The sequence below is a fragment of the Macrococcus epidermidis genome, from assembly GCF_003259695.1.
Lineage (GTDB): Bacteria > Bacillota > Bacilli > Staphylococcales > Staphylococcaceae > Macrococcoides > Macrococcoides epidermidis.
On sequence record NZ_PZJH01000006.1, the window covers coordinates 80,375 to 96,035 of the forward strand.

Annotated in this window: 15 protein-coding genes; 5 read left to right on the forward strand and 10 right to left on the reverse strand. The window is 33.5% G+C overall.

What is annotated here, in order from left to right; translation table 11 throughout:
• Window position 1: 1 nt before the first annotated feature.
• The 4 genes from BHU61_RS11050 to BHU61_RS11065 all read right to left on the reverse strand — a co-directional run bounded on the left by BHU61_RS11050 (window position 2) and on the right by BHU61_RS11065 (window position 3,987).
• A complete protein-coding gene (locus BHU61_RS11050; protein WP_111716855.1) occupies window positions 2–1,066 on the reverse strand; it encodes a GTPase domain-containing protein in 1,065 nt (354 codons plus the stop codon).
• 101 nt (window positions 1,067–1,167) lie between these two features.
• On the reverse strand, window positions 1,168–2,166 hold the full coding sequence (locus BHU61_RS11055; RefSeq protein WP_199798229.1) for a FecCD family ABC transporter permease: 999 nt from the start codon (window positions 2,164–2,166) through the stop codon (window positions 1,168–1,170).
• Window positions 2,166–3,182 carry a FecCD family ABC transporter permease gene (locus BHU61_RS11060; protein WP_111716859.1) on the reverse strand — a complete coding sequence of 339 codons (1,017 nt, stop codon included), beginning with the start codon at window positions 3,180–3,182 and terminating at the stop codon, window positions 2,166–2,168. Before BHU61_RS11060 ends, BHU61_RS11055 begins: the two co-directional genes overlap by 1 nt.
• Window positions 3,175–3,987, reverse strand: coding sequence for an ABC transporter ATP-binding protein (locus BHU61_RS11065; RefSeq protein ID WP_111716860.1), 813 nt, complete (start codon window positions 3,985–3,987; stop codon window positions 3,175–3,177). Before BHU61_RS11065 ends, BHU61_RS11060 begins: the two co-directional genes overlap by 8 nt.
• Window positions 3,988–4,133: 146 nt before the next feature.
• Between BHU61_RS11065 and BHU61_RS11070 the strand changes: the two genes are divergently transcribed.
• Window positions 4,134–5,171 carry an NAD(P)/FAD-dependent oxidoreductase gene (locus BHU61_RS11070; protein ID WP_111716862.1) on the forward strand — a complete coding sequence of 346 codons (1,038 nt, stop codon included), beginning with the start codon at window positions 4,134–4,136 and terminating at the stop codon, window positions 5,169–5,171.
• Between the two features lie 26 nt (window positions 5,172–5,197).
• Here BHU61_RS11070 and BHU61_RS11075 read toward each other — a convergent pair whose 3' ends face one another.
• The 4 genes from BHU61_RS11075 to BHU61_RS11090 form a co-directional block, all read right to left on the reverse strand.
• Window positions 5,198–5,923: a glucosamine-6-phosphate deaminase gene (locus BHU61_RS11075; RefSeq protein WP_111716864.1), complete on the reverse strand. Its 726-nt coding sequence runs from the start codon at window positions 5,921–5,923 to the stop codon at window positions 5,198–5,200.
• A 12-nt stretch (window positions 5,924–5,935) separates the two neighbouring features.
• On the reverse strand, window positions 5,936–6,787 hold the full coding sequence (locus tag BHU61_RS11080; RefSeq protein ID WP_099579106.1) for a YitT family protein: 852 nt from the start codon (window positions 6,785–6,787) through the stop codon (window positions 5,936–5,938).
• Between the two features lie 136 nt (window positions 6,788–6,923).
• Window positions 6,924–7,862 carry an L-lactate dehydrogenase gene (locus BHU61_RS11085; RefSeq protein ID WP_111716866.1) on the reverse strand — a complete coding sequence of 313 codons (939 nt, stop codon included), beginning with the start codon at window positions 7,860–7,862 and terminating at the stop codon, window positions 6,924–6,926.
• 46 nt (window positions 7,863–7,908) lie between these two features.
• Window positions 7,909–9,504 (reverse strand): L-lactate permease, encoded by a 1,596-nt coding sequence (locus BHU61_RS11090; protein ID WP_111716868.1) that lies wholly within the window; start codon window positions 9,502–9,504, stop codon window positions 7,909–7,911.
• Window positions 9,505–9,848: 344 nt separating this feature from the next.
• Here BHU61_RS11090 and BHU61_RS13705 point away from each other — a divergent pair, with 344 nt between their 5' ends.
• Both BHU61_RS13705 and BHU61_RS11095 read left to right on the forward strand, forming a co-directional pair.
• Window positions 9,849–9,983 carry a hypothetical protein gene (locus BHU61_RS13705; RefSeq protein WP_275542458.1) on the forward strand — a complete coding sequence of 45 codons (135 nt, stop codon included), beginning with the start codon at window positions 9,849–9,851 and terminating at the stop codon, window positions 9,981–9,983.
• 86 nt (window positions 9,984–10,069) lie between these two features.
• Window positions 10,070–10,387 carry a hypothetical protein gene (locus BHU61_RS11095; protein WP_111716870.1) on the forward strand — a complete coding sequence of 106 codons (318 nt, stop codon included), beginning with the start codon at window positions 10,070–10,072 and terminating at the stop codon, window positions 10,385–10,387.
• A 200-nt stretch (window positions 10,388–10,587) separates the two neighbouring features.
• Here BHU61_RS11095 and BHU61_RS11100 read toward each other — a convergent pair whose 3' ends face one another.
• Entirely contained in the window at window positions 10,588–11,805 is a 1,218-nt protein-coding gene (locus BHU61_RS11100) for a NupC/NupG family nucleoside CNT transporter (RefSeq protein WP_111716871.1), read from the reverse strand.
• 301 nt (window positions 11,806–12,106) lie between these two features.
• Between BHU61_RS11100 and BHU61_RS11105 the strand changes: the two genes are divergently transcribed.
• Window positions 12,107–13,384 carry a DUF1958 domain-containing protein gene (locus BHU61_RS11105; protein ID WP_111716873.1) on the forward strand — a complete coding sequence of 426 codons (1,278 nt, stop codon included), beginning with the start codon at window positions 12,107–12,109 and terminating at the stop codon, window positions 13,382–13,384.
• Between the two features lie 9 nt (window positions 13,385–13,393).
• Here the strand turns inward: BHU61_RS11105 and BHU61_RS11110 are convergent, their stop codons facing one another.
• Entirely contained in the window at window positions 13,394–13,987 is a 594-nt protein-coding gene (locus BHU61_RS11110; protein WP_111716874.1) for a TetR/AcrR family transcriptional regulator, read from the reverse strand.
• 211 nt (window positions 13,988–14,198) lie between these two features.
• Between BHU61_RS11110 and BHU61_RS11115 the strand changes: the two genes are divergently transcribed.
• Window positions 14,199–15,542 (forward strand): ABC transporter permease, encoded by a 1,344-nt coding sequence (locus BHU61_RS11115; RefSeq protein ID WP_111716876.1) that lies wholly within the window; start codon window positions 14,199–14,201, stop codon window positions 15,540–15,542.
• The last annotated feature ends 119 nt before the right edge of the window (window positions 15,543–15,661 follow it).

A 15,661-nucleotide genomic window follows, 5' to 3' on the forward strand; every position in this document is an offset into this window, starting at 1 on the left:
CCTATTGTGCATTATTATTTTGTTTTTGGTCATCTTCTATCACTTCACGTGCAATCTGCTTAATTTCTTCTACATATTTAGCAACAGCTTGAAATATTGGAAATGTATTTGTCAAGCCCATCTCTAAAATAGAAGAAACAGCCGCTGTTACAGGGTTGATACTTTTCATTTTAAACGATGTTCTAATTAATTGCACAATTTTTGTAAACTCCATCAGTTGCGACAGCCCATTATTTTTATCTTTTTCTTTCATTTCTTCAAACTCACGGACAAATTTATCTATATCAATCCATTCTTTTCGACGCTCCATTATGTCATCTTCCTGGATTTTAAAATGTGTCATTATCGTACGTTCAATAACTTTAAAATTTTCCTTTAAGACAATCTTTTTAAAGCTCGGCGTGAACAGTTTAGGAAATGATGAGTTTACTTTATAATTCAAATAGCTATCGAGATAAGCAGCATCATTGTATCTTTGCATATATTCTTTTTGTTCTTCTTCAAATATACTTTCAATATGTAATTTAAGTGTTTCAATCCCTGTACCATCTAAAGCACTTGTAAAGTGATAGTTAAGTGGCGTCTTTATATAAGGCTTTAACGTCACTTTTAGTTCCGTATCTTTATCACGCATTAATATTTCTTTGTCATCTTTACCGTTCACATCGATTAACGCATCTACTTTGTTGTAGATAAACGTAATCATCTTATCTTGTTTGCTTAAATATTTAATCATCTCAATATCTACTTCTTTGATTTTACTTGAAAAAATATAAAAGTAATGTTCTATCGCTGCTTCATTCTGAATAATCTTTTTATATTTTTGAACAGTTACTTCTTCTGTCCCAACACCTGGAAAATCCACCAAAAATCCATAATCATTATATGGATAAGTCGTAGTTTCTAAAGTAGCATCTGTATGCACAGATGTATGTGCTTTAGCTGGACACAGCGCATTAATCAATGCACTTTTTCCTGCATCTGGTTGTCCTATAATTCCTATTTTATTCAGCGATCTATTTCTAATAAACGTTTCGTATGCTCTAATTAATGGATGCTTCTCCATAACTGTCACCCTTCCACATTATTTCTATTCTTATTCCCCTTTCTGTTCACAACAAGCATAAAAAGGCACATTTCCAGTCAGAAAATGTACCTTTCATCGCACTACAATCCTCTACGCATTAAATAAAGAAAGTATGGTGCTCCAATAATACTTACTATGATACCTGCAGGCATGCCAGCAGGTTCTATTAAAAGACGACCTAAAGTATCAGAAAAACTTAAAAGTATCGCACCTAACAATATTGTAATCGGAATAAAAACCTGATGTCTCGGACCAACTAATTGACGTGCAATGTGAGGAGCTATCAAACCCACGAATGCTATACTACCACAAATTGAAACTGCGCTTGCACACAACATTACAGAAATAATCAGAATCACTAATCTTTCTCTATTAATCCTTATGCCAAGACCTGTTGAAATATGTTCATGTGTATTAAGAATATTTAGTATATCTAGTTTCAGCAAAAGGATAGGTATCGTGATAATTAATACGGTAATAATCATCCAGACGAATGGCCATGTATCACCCCATATATTACCACCTAGCCATTTAGAGATAAATTCAACATCTTCTTTATTAAATGTCGATGTCATCATAATCATCGCACCAGCGAGGGCAGTAGACAACCCAACCCCTATAAGAATCATTTGCATCGGATTTAAACCACGTTTAGAACTACTCAACAGAAATACTGTCGCTGCTGTAATCAGACCACCAATCAAACTAAATAGCGGCAGTACATATACAAAATTACTGCTGTCGACCGGCATGAATATCATCAGCAATGCTATAAAGAAGCCACTGCCTGCGTTTATCCCTATAATACCTGGATCTGCCAGTGGATTTTTAGTAATACTTTGCAGTAGTGCACCACTTAAACTAAGTGCAGCACCACACAATATCGTTACAAGTAATCTTGGCATACGAAATTCATATAGCACCATCGTATCAGTTTCATTTCCCATACCAAATAATGTTTTTAAGAATTGTAATGGTGACATCTTAAAATCCCCAACAGTCATACTCACTGTAATGATTGCAAATAAAATTATAATCAAAATAGTTGGTACAAACACATTTTTAATTTTTGTATGCATTATGAAATTCCTACCTTTCTTACGAGATAAATAAAGAAAGGCACACCTATAATTGAAATGATTGCACCTACTGGAGACTCTCCCATCATACGTGCCAGTATATCAGCACAAACAAGAAATATTCCACCTAAAAGCGTTGCGACAGGTAGCAACTTTCTATAATCTACGCCAACTAAAAGACGTGCAATATGTGGAATCATCAATCCAACAAATGCTAAGGAACCTGCCATTGCCACTGCGACACCGGCTAAAATCATCGTTAATAATGAGAATATAATTCTAATCGTCGTTAAATTGACCCCTAAACTTTGTGCCATTTCATCACCTAAAGATAACACAGTAAGCTGATGACCGATAAGCAGTATGAAGATGATAACAATTAATATTATCGGGGATGCATATTTTAGTTGTGTCCAGGTCGTACCAGCAACACCACCACTAGACCAAAGCATCGAACTTTGATTCGTTCTAAAATATAATGAAATCCCTTCAGCAATTGCTAATAACAAACTACTCACAGCTGCTCCAGCTAATATAATACGCATCGTATTAAAGCCACCTTTTTTACTTAAACCGAGCATCAATACAATGGATCCTCCTACAATTGCACCGATAAATCCAGCCAGTATAATCGCAAAAAAGTTCGCTCCACGCGTAAATGCAAATAAAATACTGATACCTAAAGCTGCTCCTGAGTTAAGTCCGATTAAAGCAGGATCTGCCAAAGGATTCTTAGTCACGCCCTGCATGACTGCACCAGTACATGCAAGACTCATCCCAACGAGCATGGCAGCTATCTCTCTAGGTATACGTATATCGCGAATAATATTATGTTCAGAAATATCTCGATAATGAAATAGCGCATCATATATCGTTTTAAAACTATAGTTATTTACACCCAACATAAATGAAACAATTAACATTGCCAGCAATAAAAGAAGAAGCAAAGGAATGACAATGTATAATTTCCCGGAAAATATATATCGTTTATTTGTAAATGTACTTTGTTTATTCATCTGTATCCCTGCTATAGTGCTTGCATAATAAATCATAGGTTACAAGCATCGGCTTTCCATTGCGTGGATCTACGCTGAGCTCGGCATCTATATTAAATACTTCTTCTAAGACATCCTTAGTCAAAACATTCATCGTATCTCCCTGCTTAATGATATTCCCATCTTTCATTGCAATAATATGATCAGAAAATCGAACTGCCTGATTAATATCATGGAGAACCATTATAATCGTACAATTTTCCTGTTCGTTTAAATCTCTAACAAGTTCTAAAATTTCTAATTGATGCGAAATATCTAGATATGTTGTTGGTTCATCCAGAAAAATAATATCCGTCTTCTGAGCTAATGCCATAGCAATCCATACGCGTTGTCGTTGTCCACCACTTAAATCATTAACATTCTTATCTTTGAAATCTGTTGTACCTGTGACACGCATCGCCCATTCAATTTCCTGATGATCAAGCTGAGTTAGTCTACCAAATCCTTTCTGATAAGGAAATCTGCCATAACTGATCAGTTCATAAACGCTTAATCCATCTGCCACATCAGGTGATTGCGGTAGGATTGCAATCTTTTTAGCAACCTCTTTAGTCGGTTGCTGATGAATATTCTTTCCATCTAATACAACCTCACCATGCGCTACGTTTAATATTCTTGACAATGCTTTTAATAACGTTGATTTTCCGCATCCATTCGGCCCTATAATAGATGTCACTTTTTTATCAGGAATGGAAACATCTAAATTTTTAATGATGTCCCTTTCGCCATAATTAATGGTAATCTGCTTACCTTCTAATCGATTCATATATATCCTTCTTTCATATTTTCCATAACAAAATATTTCATACTATAAATCATAATCACTCTCATATAATTGATAATCATTATCAATACTGTTATATTTTATAGTATAATAACTTACAACGCAAGATAATTAGGGAGATATAAATTATGAAGCAATTATTAGATATAACGATAATCGGTGGTGGGCCTGCTGGTCTCTATGCTGCTTTTTATGCAGGATTACGAGGTTTGAAAGTACGCATCATTGATCAGAACAATACTTTAGGTGGTAAACTTAATCTTTTTCCTGAGAAAATCGTATGGGATGCTGGTGGGATTCCGCCGCAACCTGCAGCAGAGATTATGCAGAATTTGATTAAACAAGGCACTACATTTAATCCTGAAGTCATATTAAACACCGTCGTAACCGATATAAAAAAAGAAAATGACTTTCACTTTATCGTAGAGACAAACGATAAATCTTATCACTCCAAAACTGTTATCGTGGCAGTGGGTTCAGGTATCATCAAGCCGATTAAACTGGATATTGAAGGTGCCGATCGATATGAAGTTAATAACCTACATTATGTCGTCCCTTCTTTAAAACGCTTTAAAGATAAGCGCGTTCTTATTTCTGGTGGCGGAAATGCCGCAGTTGACTGGGCACATGATATCGCTCCTATTGCAAAAAGTGTGCATATTATATGCCGTAAAGAAGATTTTAAAGGTCACGAAGAGACAGTGCGCCAACTGGATGAATTAGGAGTAGTCAAGATGACAAACCAAACTATTCATTCTCTAATTGCAGAAGAGGACGAAATTAAACAAGTTGAAATTATTCATAATACTGATGACACAATTCAAATTTTAGATGTCGACGATGTCATTATCAATCATGGTTTCCACATGGACTGCGAGCTATTAAATGACAGTTCCGTTCAATTTGAACGTGTTGATGATTTTTATATTAAAGGAAATGCGAATACTTCTACGAACACGCCAGGTATTTATGCTATCGGTGACATATTGAAACACGATGCGAAAGTCAACTTGATTATCGGTTGTTTCCATGACGCAGCGACTTCTATTAATCAGATTAAAATGTATCTTGACCCAAATGCACTATCATACGGCATCGTTTCAAGTCACAATCCAATATTCGAAGAAGAAAATGAAAAGATAAAGAAAAAATTATTTGAATCATAAAAAAGAGGACTAAATTAGTCCTCTCATTAGAATGGTGAAGCATCATTGTCCGTAATTATCAATACATTCGGATGATGCAGCAATACACTCGCTGGTATCGCTTCATTTGGTTGTGTCATATCGTATAATTGTCGAATGATAGATTTTTTCTTTTCTCCGGTCGCTAAAAGAATAATTCTATCTGATTGCATAATCGTATTTATACCCATCGTCACTGCTTGCGTAGGTACTTCGTCAATTGTATCGAAAAATCTTGCATTCGCTCGAATCGTTTCTTCTGAAAGGTCCACCATTCTCGTATTGGACGTAAACGGTGTACCTGGTTCATTAAAACCTATATGACCATTCGTCCCAATGCCAAGCAACTGAAGATGAATAGGATGTTCTTTCATTATCAATTCATCATAAGCTTTATTATCCTCATCCAGATTCTCTCTATCATTATCCGGGAAATAATATTGTTCCGGCTTAATATCAATATGATCAAATAAATGATATTTCATGTAATAAAGGTAACTTTTCGGGCTTTGCTTATCTAATTCAAAATATTCATCTAGATTAAATGTTTGTATAAGAGATAAATCAACCGGGTTTGATTTTAACAGTCTCACTAATTCAGCATATACAGGTTCCATCGTACCACCAGTTGCTAAGCCTAGTTTAGTATGTGGATTACACTTGATTTCTCTAAATAATTCAATCGCAACATATTGAGCAGCAAGTGATGCATTCCCTAAATTAATAAATTCCATCATTATTTCTCCTTAATCTTCATTGATAAAACCATTTCCTAGAACATCACGAACATCATGGACGACAACAAATGCATTTTCATCAATCTTTTTAATCATACGCTTTGTCTTTGTAAGTTGTAATTTATTAATAACACAATACAGAACTTCTGTCTCTCTTTTACTATAATACCCACGACCATTGAGTATTGTAATGCCGCGACCAATATCTTCATCTAACATTTTAGCAATTGGATCCGGATTTTGCGAAATAATCGTAATCGCTTTTTTAGGGTTTAATCCTTCTATGATCATATCCATCGATTTAGTACCTAAATATAAACTTAAAACTGTTAACAGTGCTTTTTCCACCGGGATAACAGTTAATGAAATCGCCACAACAATTAAATCAAAGAATAACAATGCATAAGATGTGCTTACATCTAAGTATTTATGGGCAATACGCGCAAGTATCGTTGTACCAGCTGTAGTACCTCCTACAAGCACGATCATACCGATACCAATACCTACTAAAAATCCACCGAAAATCGTGCTCACTAACACTTCTTTTAAATGAAGTTGTAACGGCTCAGTTATTTTTAAAAATACTGAAAGTGCAACAATAGAAATAATCGTTAGTGCCATAGAACGTTTCGATAAAAATTTATATCCTACAGCGAGTAATACCAGGTTCATTAATAGCGTTGTAATCGCAGGAGACCAACCGAAGCTATATAGGAAGATAAGTGACATCCCCGTTACGCCACCTTCACCTAAATTGGCAGGTATAATGAAAACGTTCACTGCAAGAGAAAATATTAAAGAGCCTAAAAGTACAAAAAAGACTGATTTCCAGGTAAGTTTTAAATTTTTAAAATAGTTCATCTTTTCCTCCTTTAAGAATGAAATAATAATTGAAGTCGGTTGTAAGTGTATCGAATTTTATACACTCTTTCAACAATACGGCATAAAAAAGGACATCTGTTTACAGATGCCCCGAAATATATTATTTTAAACGTTATTATTTAAAGAAAGGTTCTTGGATAGCTTTTAAAGTTGCAACCGATTTATCAAATTTTTCTTGTTCTTCAGCTGATAATGGTGTTTCAAATACTTTACTGATACCATTACGGTTGATTAACGTCGGTACACCAATATACACATCGTCATGGCCATACTCACCATTTAATTTTGCCGAAACTGTTAATACCGAGTTTTCATTACCTAAAATTGCTTTAGAAATACGCGTTAACCCCATTGCTACACCATAGTATGTTGCACCTTTTGCTTTAATAATTTCATATGCAGCATCGCGTGTATTAACAAAGATTTCTTCCATTTTCTCTTTGTTGTCTTTAAGAAGGTCTGTTACTTTCATTCCAGCAACATTTGCGCTACTCCATACTGCAAGTTCTGAATCTCCATGTTCACCAATAATATATGCATGCACACTATCAGCAGCTACTTCAAACTCTTGACTAAGCAAGAATCTAAAACGTGCAGTATCTAATATCGTACCTGAACCAATTACACGTCCTTCTGGTAACCCTGAGAATTTTTGAACTGCATATGTTAAAACATCTACAGGGTTTGTTGCGATTAAGAAAATGCCATCAAATCCAGTCGCCATAATTTCATCAACGATAGATTTGAAAATTTTCATATTCTTACCTACTAAATCTAAACGTGTTTCACCTGGTTTTTGAGCTGCACCCGCACAAATTACGATTAAATCTGCGTCTGAACAATCTGCGTAAGTACCATATTTAATATTCATTGGATTTGGCGCATACACAACACCGTGATTTAAATCCATTGCATCTCCGATAGCTTTCGCTTCGTTCAAATCAATAATAACGAACTCATCACAAACACCTTGATTTAACATTGCGAATGCATAGCTTGATCCAACTGCGCCGTTACCTACTAATACAACTTTATTACCTTTAAATTTAGTCATTTCAACTTCTCCTTTAAGTTTATTTTGAATTTATTAATGCTATGAATTAAAGCATGATACTTAATACAAAAGTCCATAGACATACAAATACGAGTAACGCGATACTATACTTAAGCGTCATATTTAATAATTTTGATTCTTCCCCAACTGCTCCAACTGCTGCAGATGCAATTGCAATTGATTGTGGTGAGATTAATTTAGCCATAACACCACCAGCAGTGTTTGCTGCTACAAGCAATGCTGGATTTGTACCGATAGAGCTTGCTGCAGTCGCTTGAATTGAAGCAAATAATACGTTGTTATTTACAACTGAACCAGTCATAAATACACCTATCCAACCTAAAATTGGAGAAAGTAATGGGAAAATCGAACCTGTTTTGGCAATTGCTTGACCCATTGCTACAGTTAACCCACCATATGTTGTTAATTTAGCAATAGCTAATATTGCTGAAATCGTTACGATTGGAATCCATAATTCTTTAATTGTACGACCAAGTAATTCAATCGATTTACCGATATTAATTTTCGGTGAGAACGCAATTGTAAGTAATACTGCGATTAAAATAGCAGTACCCGTTGCACCGATTAAGTCTAGTTTAATCATTACACCTTTGCCAAGTGTTTCATTAAACGTACCAGGCATTGTAAATGTAAGAATTGTTTTTGCTAATGGCCCACCTTCAGCGAATAATGCTTTGAATGCTGGTAAGCTCCATAACAATACTAAACCAGTTAAGAAATAGAATGGGCTCCATGCAGTAATGATTTCTTTCGCTGGATGTTTCGTTACTTTTACTTCATCGTCTGTTAAACGGAAAATATTTTTTGGTTGCCATTTGCTACAGAATAAAGCTAATGCTGCCATCGCAATTAAAGCTGGTAATAACGCAGCAAGTTCTGGTCCCATGAATAAAGTAATAACAATTCCCATACCAGTGTAAACTAATCCTGAAACTAAAATAGCAGGTAATGTTTCTTTAATACCTTTAAAACCATCCAGAATAAATACTAATAAGAATGGGATAACTATATTAATAATAGGTAACGTGAATACAGACGTTTGTGAAACATCCATTGCTGTTACGCCACCCTTTAAACCTAATGTGTTGATAATACCAACAGGTATACCAATTGCTCCAAAAGCACCTGATGCACCGTTAGCTATCAGACAGAACATCGCAGCTTTCAATGGTTCAAAACCTAATTGTACAAGTAAAACAGCACAAATTGCGATTGGTACACCAAATCCTGCTGCTCCTTCTAAGAATGCGTTGAAACAGTATGCAATTAATAATAATTGAATACGTTGGTCAGCAGAAATACCAGAAATCGAATCTTGAATAACCTGGAATTTCCCACTTTCTACAGCAACTTTGTATAACCAAACAGCCATAACGATGATATAACCAATCGGGAATAAACCTTGTACAATTCCTTCTGTTACACCACCTGCTGCTACAGCACCAGGAATTTTAAATACGAATAATGCAATTAACGCAGTTACAACAAGCGTAAGTATTGCTGCGTTGATACCTTTCATTTTTAAAACTGTTAAACATAATAAAAACATTATAATAGGTACTGCGGCAACAATTGCTGATAAAGCTAAATTGTTGAATGGATCGAACGATTCTACGAACATCTCTTTTCCTTCTTTCTTTCTAAAATTTGTTTTTTAGGATATTTACTTTTTATGAAAACAAAGAAAACTGTTACTATCTTAAATCGAATACCCTTAATACAGTTCCATACTACAACGTTATGAAATGATATGCAAGCATTTTTTGTGATTATTTTCACAAATTATAAATATATGTTTTAAAACATGTCAATTTAAGCAAAATACTTAGTGTAATAGCCTTTAAACTAACGAATTTCAGCTAAAACACTGAATGAGATGATTATTTTGCTTAATTAAAGGGTAAACTGTAACTAAATATAATGCAAATAATAACAAAATAAATCATTTTTATGGGGGACGAAACAATGAAGAAAACAATAACTATCGGCTCAACATTACTTGCTGGCACTCTTTCGATGACGTTTGTTGCTCCGAACTATGCTGATGCTGCAGGATATTATTACTGGCACAAAGGTGATATGATGATAGTACAGTTTTAAAGACAACTTTTAAGAATGCAATAAATAAGAATGGTTTCACGTACGATGGTGTAAACATTAATACTGAATACGGAATATTCAAGCGCGTGATGAAAAATAACCAGATTGCTTATAAAAAATTACGTAACGGTGTATATCAATCACGAAATGCAACATTTATCTTTAGTTTAAAAAATAATAAGCTCCATAATAATTCAAAACTTAGAGGTATATACTTTAAGTTTGATGACTATGCCATTTCTACAGCTAAAATAAAAAAAGTATATGGTACACCTACAAATACGAAACGTATTAAGAACGGTTTAACATATACTTATAAAGCACATTACAATATTAAAAATAAGTTTGATTTCGTAAAATCAAAGGGCAGTTATAAACTTACGGGCTTTATGACAACAAAATAAAAACTAAGACAGGGTCGGAGATATCTCCAACCCTGTCTTAGTTTGCTAATGACTTCTTATTCGATTTAAATGCACGTTTCAAGCGTCTTCTAAGATCCCTTAACAGTCTTTTCAAAAGAACCGTCTCCCTTATATTTCGCTTTATTACATATATATTATAACAAGTCTTTATTAATTCAATATGAAGTTAATATTAATTCTTACCAGCTGAATAAACCAACGAATGCTGCTGATAAAAGTGATACTAAAATACCTGCTAGTAACATCATAGGTACATATTTAGCGATAAAGTCAGAAGTTTTCACATCGACGATACCTTTTAACGCCCCAATAATCATACCTACTGTTGAGAAGTTGGCAAATGAGATTAAGAATGTAACAAGTACCGCTTTCATGTGGTTGTCCATTGATTTCATTGCATCTTGAATTCCGATCATAACTACGAACTCGTTTGTAACGATTTTAGTTGCCATATGTCCTGCGACAGTCCATGCTTCACCAAAAGGTAATCCTAAAAGAATTGCGAATGGGAACATAAATAAACCTAAAATATCTTTTAAACGAATTTGCATGCCAATGTATTTATCTAATAAAGATAATAACATATCAGCAAATGCCGCTAATGATACGAATGCAATTAAGAAAGCGATGATGATTAAGATTAATTTACCTGCACCTAATACAGAGTCACCTAAAAATGAGAAGAATGGTTGACGATTTTCATGTTTGATTTCAACAACATAATCTTCTTCCGGTGTTAATTTAACTGGGTTTAAAATAGTTGCGATAATAATTGCGTTAATAATATTTAATGGAATTGCTGTTAACACTAATTCACCAGGCACCATTGTTACATAAGCACCAACGATTGAACCTGAAATACAACTCATCGACATCAACGCAACAGTAAGTACACGTGCTGCATTCATATGACTCACTTGCTCTTTTGATACCGCTAAAGCTTCAGTATTACCTAAGACCATCATTTCAACTGAATAGAATGATTCAAATTTAGGTTGACCAGTTACTTTACCGATTAACCAACCGAACCATTTAATAATAAATGGTAACACACCGATATACATTAAAATATCAAATAAAGGTACTACGAAAAGAATCGGTAATAATGCTGAAACTGCCATATCCATTTTTCCAGGTCCTGGTGCTGTCCAGCTACCAAACGGCATTCCGATACCTACATAAGCTGCTTGTAACATCCAGCTAAATGCATCTGCTACAGCTTTTACACCATTACGTCCCCAAGGGAATTGCGTAAAGAACCAAGCTAAAAATAAGTTAACAACTAACATAATAACGACTGATTTCCAGTCGATATTTTTCTTGTCACGAGAGAAAACAAATGCGACTAAAATAAAGACAAAGATACCTAAAACATTAAGTAATAAATAAGTATTCATGATTTCCACCTTTTAAATTTTTTATCTTAAAGATTATAGCATGATTAACTTGCAAACAATACAATTATTTTCATTTATTTACGAACATTTTTTCATACCGATGCTATTATTTTTTCAAATCTCGAATATTAAAAGTTTTGAAAACGTTTTACCAATAATATCATCTGTATTTTATTTTTTATTTTGTCATATTACACTCTATTTACGAAAAAATATTTTTCAAAAATGATGAATGTCTTTTTCTATTAGGGTATTATGATAAAATGTAATCATTGAAAACAGATCATAGGAGTTTTATATCATGAAAATTTTTAATTTAAAAAGCTTAATTGCAAGCTTTATTCTTTTCTTTTCATTTACAGGATCGATTTCAGCAGTGACACCATCTGAAATTGCAACACAGCAAGGGATGAATATAGCTCCTAAATATAATCCTAAAGGTACGATTGTTATTGCAGAAAAAAATGGTCAGATTCTATATGGTGATAATATTGATACCAAAGCACCACCCGCTTCTATGTCTAAATTGATGTCAATATATTTGTTAATGGAAGAAATGGAAAAAGGAAAAATTACTTTTAATACGAAAGTAACAGTTAACGACAAATATTGGACGATTGCTCGTTTACCGATGTTAAGCAATAACGTGTTTAGAAAAGGTGCCACTTATAAGGTCTCTGATCTTATTCAGCTCGCAGTAACGCCATCAAGTAACGCGGCAACTTATATGTTAGTGAATTTAGTAGAAAAAGACGATTCTGATTTCGTGGATCGTATGAATAAAACTGCAAAAGCACTTGGTATGAAAAATACACGTTTCTTAAATCCTGTCGGTGCACCAAATAATATGCTTCTTCAATATAAACCAAAGCGTTATCAAGCAGATGGAGATAACTTAACTTCTGCGAGAGATTACTCAATATTAAGCCAGCATCTAGTTAACGAACATCCAGAAATTTTAAAGTTTACTAAAAAAGCGTTTGTTACTGTTAAACCCGGCACTGAAGATGAAGAATCTTTCCATACATACAACCATTCTTTAGAAGGAGGACAATATCCTTTTAAAGGAGCAGACGGATTAAAGACTGGTTCTAGTGATACAGCTGGTTTCAATGTAACAGTTACCGCTAAACAGCAAAACATGCGTGTTATCGCAGTCGTTCTAAGTGTACAACATTGGCTAGATCCTGATGCGGAATACAATAGAAATAAAATGGCTAACGCTGTGATGCAGGATGCATTTAATAAATATGAATATAAGAAGGTTTTAACAAAAGGCGTACATAAATTTAACGGTAAAGAATATTATGTTCATAATGATTTATATGATATCGTGAAAAAAAATCAGCCTGGGAAATTAATTTTAAAAGATGGTAGTGTTCATTATGATTATGAACGTCAATTTGTATCAAATGATTATAAACCTGCAAGTGTCAAATACGAAGATTACCAGCAATATAAATTGAAGAAGTTTTGGAACGATCATTATTTATCAATAATGACCGCCTTAATTTCTTCATTTTTATTGGGACTCGGGATATTGGTTTACTATTATTGGCCGAAAATTAAGAAGAACTAAGCATGTCGCTTAATTCTTCTTTTTTAATTCTTGTTGTAATAAACGAATAGGTCCATTATAAGCCATTTCATATGCAAATCTTGCAATTTCTTCAGGTGATTCCTGCATATCTGTTCTCACCCAATGTTTAATGACACCAATTTGTGCGCTCGAAATAAATGAAAAATAATATTTAAAAGGAACTCCCTGTATATAATCTAAATCAATCATGCGTTCAAAGTTTTCTTGAATAATTTTTCGGAACTTGGACTCGAATGTTGTGTTTAAACTTGGATGGAGCATTACTTTAAAGAATAGTTTGTCTTCTTTTAGAATATACATAATTTTTTTAATAAATACTTCCTGAAAGAGATTGTTTTCATGAATAATTTTACTGATGTCCATTGTTTTTTGTAACGTTATAAACCTACCAATCATTTCATCTTCTATACTTTCAAGAAGTTCATACTTATCAATATAATGTAAATAAAACGTTCCTCGATTAATATCAGCCTGTGTTGCAATGTCATTGACAGTTATATTGTCAAATGATTTTTCTAACATCAATTCTAATATAGCTGTTCTAATACTTCGTTTTGTTTTTCTAATTCTTCTATCCTCCATAGCTTTCACTCCTTAATAATATTCTTTACTAAATTCCATTAAGCTTTGATGATTATTTTTCAATAAAATGTCTTTTATTAAACAAATAGTTATTTTATTGTTGATTAACAATCATATTGTCTTTTTTTTGATTATTGTAACGTTTGTTAATCAGATTATAATAAACAATATATTAATTAATCAACAGATTGTTCATTAGGAGGACAGTATTATGAAAATTTTAAAAAACAAATTGATTTATCTAGTACCTTTTATCGCTTTATTACTCATCGGATTATTATCACTTGCCTTTTCACCTGCATATAATCCTAAACCAAAGGAAATGCCTATCGCAGTTGTTAATTTAGATGAAGGTATTGAAGTTCAGGGGAAAACACAAAATATCGGTAAAACATTTTTAGAGAAACTACAATCAAATAAAAAATTTACTGATACCGTTAAGTTTATAGAGGTTGACTCTGAAAAGGCTTTAGAAAAAGGCTTTAAAGATTTAGAATATTACGGTTCAATAGTCATTCCGAAAACATTTACATATGATGCCACAAGTGCAATGCGTAAAGAAATTCAAACTGCTAAAAAAGCAGAGGGTGCAGTAAAGGCAAAAGCTGCTCAAGCTGAAATGCAGAAAAAAATTGCAAGCGGTGAAATTACACCTGTACAAGCTCAGGAGATTGCTAAACAAACGCAAGCGAAACAAGCTAAAGTGTTAGAAGCAAATAAAGATTTATTGAAACCTATTGAAGTTAAACAAGCTGAATTAAAATTATCTATCAATCAAGGCGCTTCTCCACAAGGTGCTCAAATAACAGATGGTATCTTAACTAACATGACAACTAAAATAAATGATACTTTAGCACAACAATCTGTTACTCAACTTGATAACGCAAACGTGAAAGTTTCAGCAAAAACAATGAATCAGTTAATGCATCCTGTTAAAGTTGAACACACAGTAATAAATGAAATAAAAGATCATCAAGCAATGGGTAATGCGCCAATGTTATTCTTTACACCAATCTGGTTAGGGTCACTCATTTCTTCAGTGTTATTATACTTTGCGTTTAGAAATTCCAATATTATAGAAAAACGTGATCGTTTCGTCGCATCAATTGTACAAATTGTTGCCGCTTCAGTTGCGGCGATAGTTGGTGGATTCTGTGGTGTTTGGTTCATTACTTCTATACTTGGATTTAATATGCCAGATACATTTAGCGTAAGTATTTATATCAGTATCGCAATGTTCGGATTTATCATGTTAATATTAGGATTAATGTCTTGGTTAGGTATGCCTGCTATCCCATTATTCATGGTCGTTTTATTCTTTAGTATGCAACTTTTAACTTTACCAAAACAAATGTTACCTAAATTTTATCAAGATTATTTATTTGATTGGAATCCCTTCAGAATATATGGTGATGGAATTAGACAGCTTATTTATTTAGGACATAACTTAGAATTTAATGTACCGATGCAAATGTATTTAGGCTTTGGCATTTTCGGTGTTGTTGCAATTATATTAGCAGCTGTTATTCGTCCACATAAAGGAAAAGAAGCATAAAAAAAGATGCGACTCCAGATTTCGAACTGACCCCATTTAGTGAGACAAAATAAAAAAGCACTCTTGTTGAATTCATATTAAAATGAATTTGATAGGAGTGTTTTTATTATGAAAAGAGT

Coding starts and splice junctions, on each gene's coding strand:
- BHU61_RS11065 (WP_111716860.1), bottom strand. CDS start 3,987: ATGAATCGATTAGAAGGTAAGCAGATTACCATTAATTATGGCGAAAGG.
- BHU61_RS11080 (WP_099579106.1), bottom strand. CDS start 6,787: ATGAACTATTTTAAAAATTTAAAACTTACCTGGAAATCAGTCTTTTTT.
- BHU61_RS11110 (WP_111716874.1), bottom strand. CDS start 13,987: ATGGAGGATAGAAGAATTAGAAAAACAAAACGAAGTATTAGAACAGCT.
- BHU61_RS11105 (WP_111716873.1), top strand. CDS start 12,107: ATGAAAATTTTTAATTTAAAAAGCTTAATTGCAAGCTTTATTCTTTTC.
- BHU61_RS11090 (WP_111716868.1), bottom strand. CDS start 9,504: ATGTTCGTAGAATCGTTCGATCCATTCAACAATTTAGCTTTATCAGCA.
- BHU61_RS11115 (WP_111716876.1), top strand. CDS start 14,199: ATGAAAATTTTAAAAAACAAATTGATTTATCTAGTACCTTTTATCGCT.
- BHU61_RS11075 (WP_111716864.1), bottom strand. CDS start 5,923: ATGGAATTTATTAATTTAGGGAATGCATCACTTGCTGCTCAATATGTT.
- BHU61_RS11050 (WP_111716855.1), bottom strand. CDS start 1,066: ATGGAGAAGCATCCATTAATTAGAGCATACGAAACGTTTATTAGAAAT.
- BHU61_RS13705 (WP_275542458.1), top strand. CDS start 9,849: ATGAAGAAAACAATAACTATCGGCTCAACATTACTTGCTGGCACTCTT.
- BHU61_RS11060 (WP_111716859.1), bottom strand. CDS start 3,182: ATGAATAAACAAAGTACATTTACAAATAAACGATATATATTTTCCGGG.
- BHU61_RS11085 (WP_111716866.1), bottom strand. CDS start 7,862: ATGACTAAATTTAAAGGTAATAAAGTTGTATTAGTAGGTAACGGCGCA.
- BHU61_RS11055 (WP_199798229.1), bottom strand. CDS start 2,166: ATGCATACAAAAATTAAAAATGTGTTTGTACCAACTATTTTGATTATA.
- BHU61_RS11070 (WP_111716862.1), top strand. CDS start 4,134: ATGAAGCAATTATTAGATATAACGATAATCGGTGGTGGGCCTGCTGGT.
- BHU61_RS11100 (WP_111716871.1), bottom strand. CDS start 11,805: ATGAATACTTATTTATTACTTAATGTTTTAGGTATCTTTGTCTTTATT.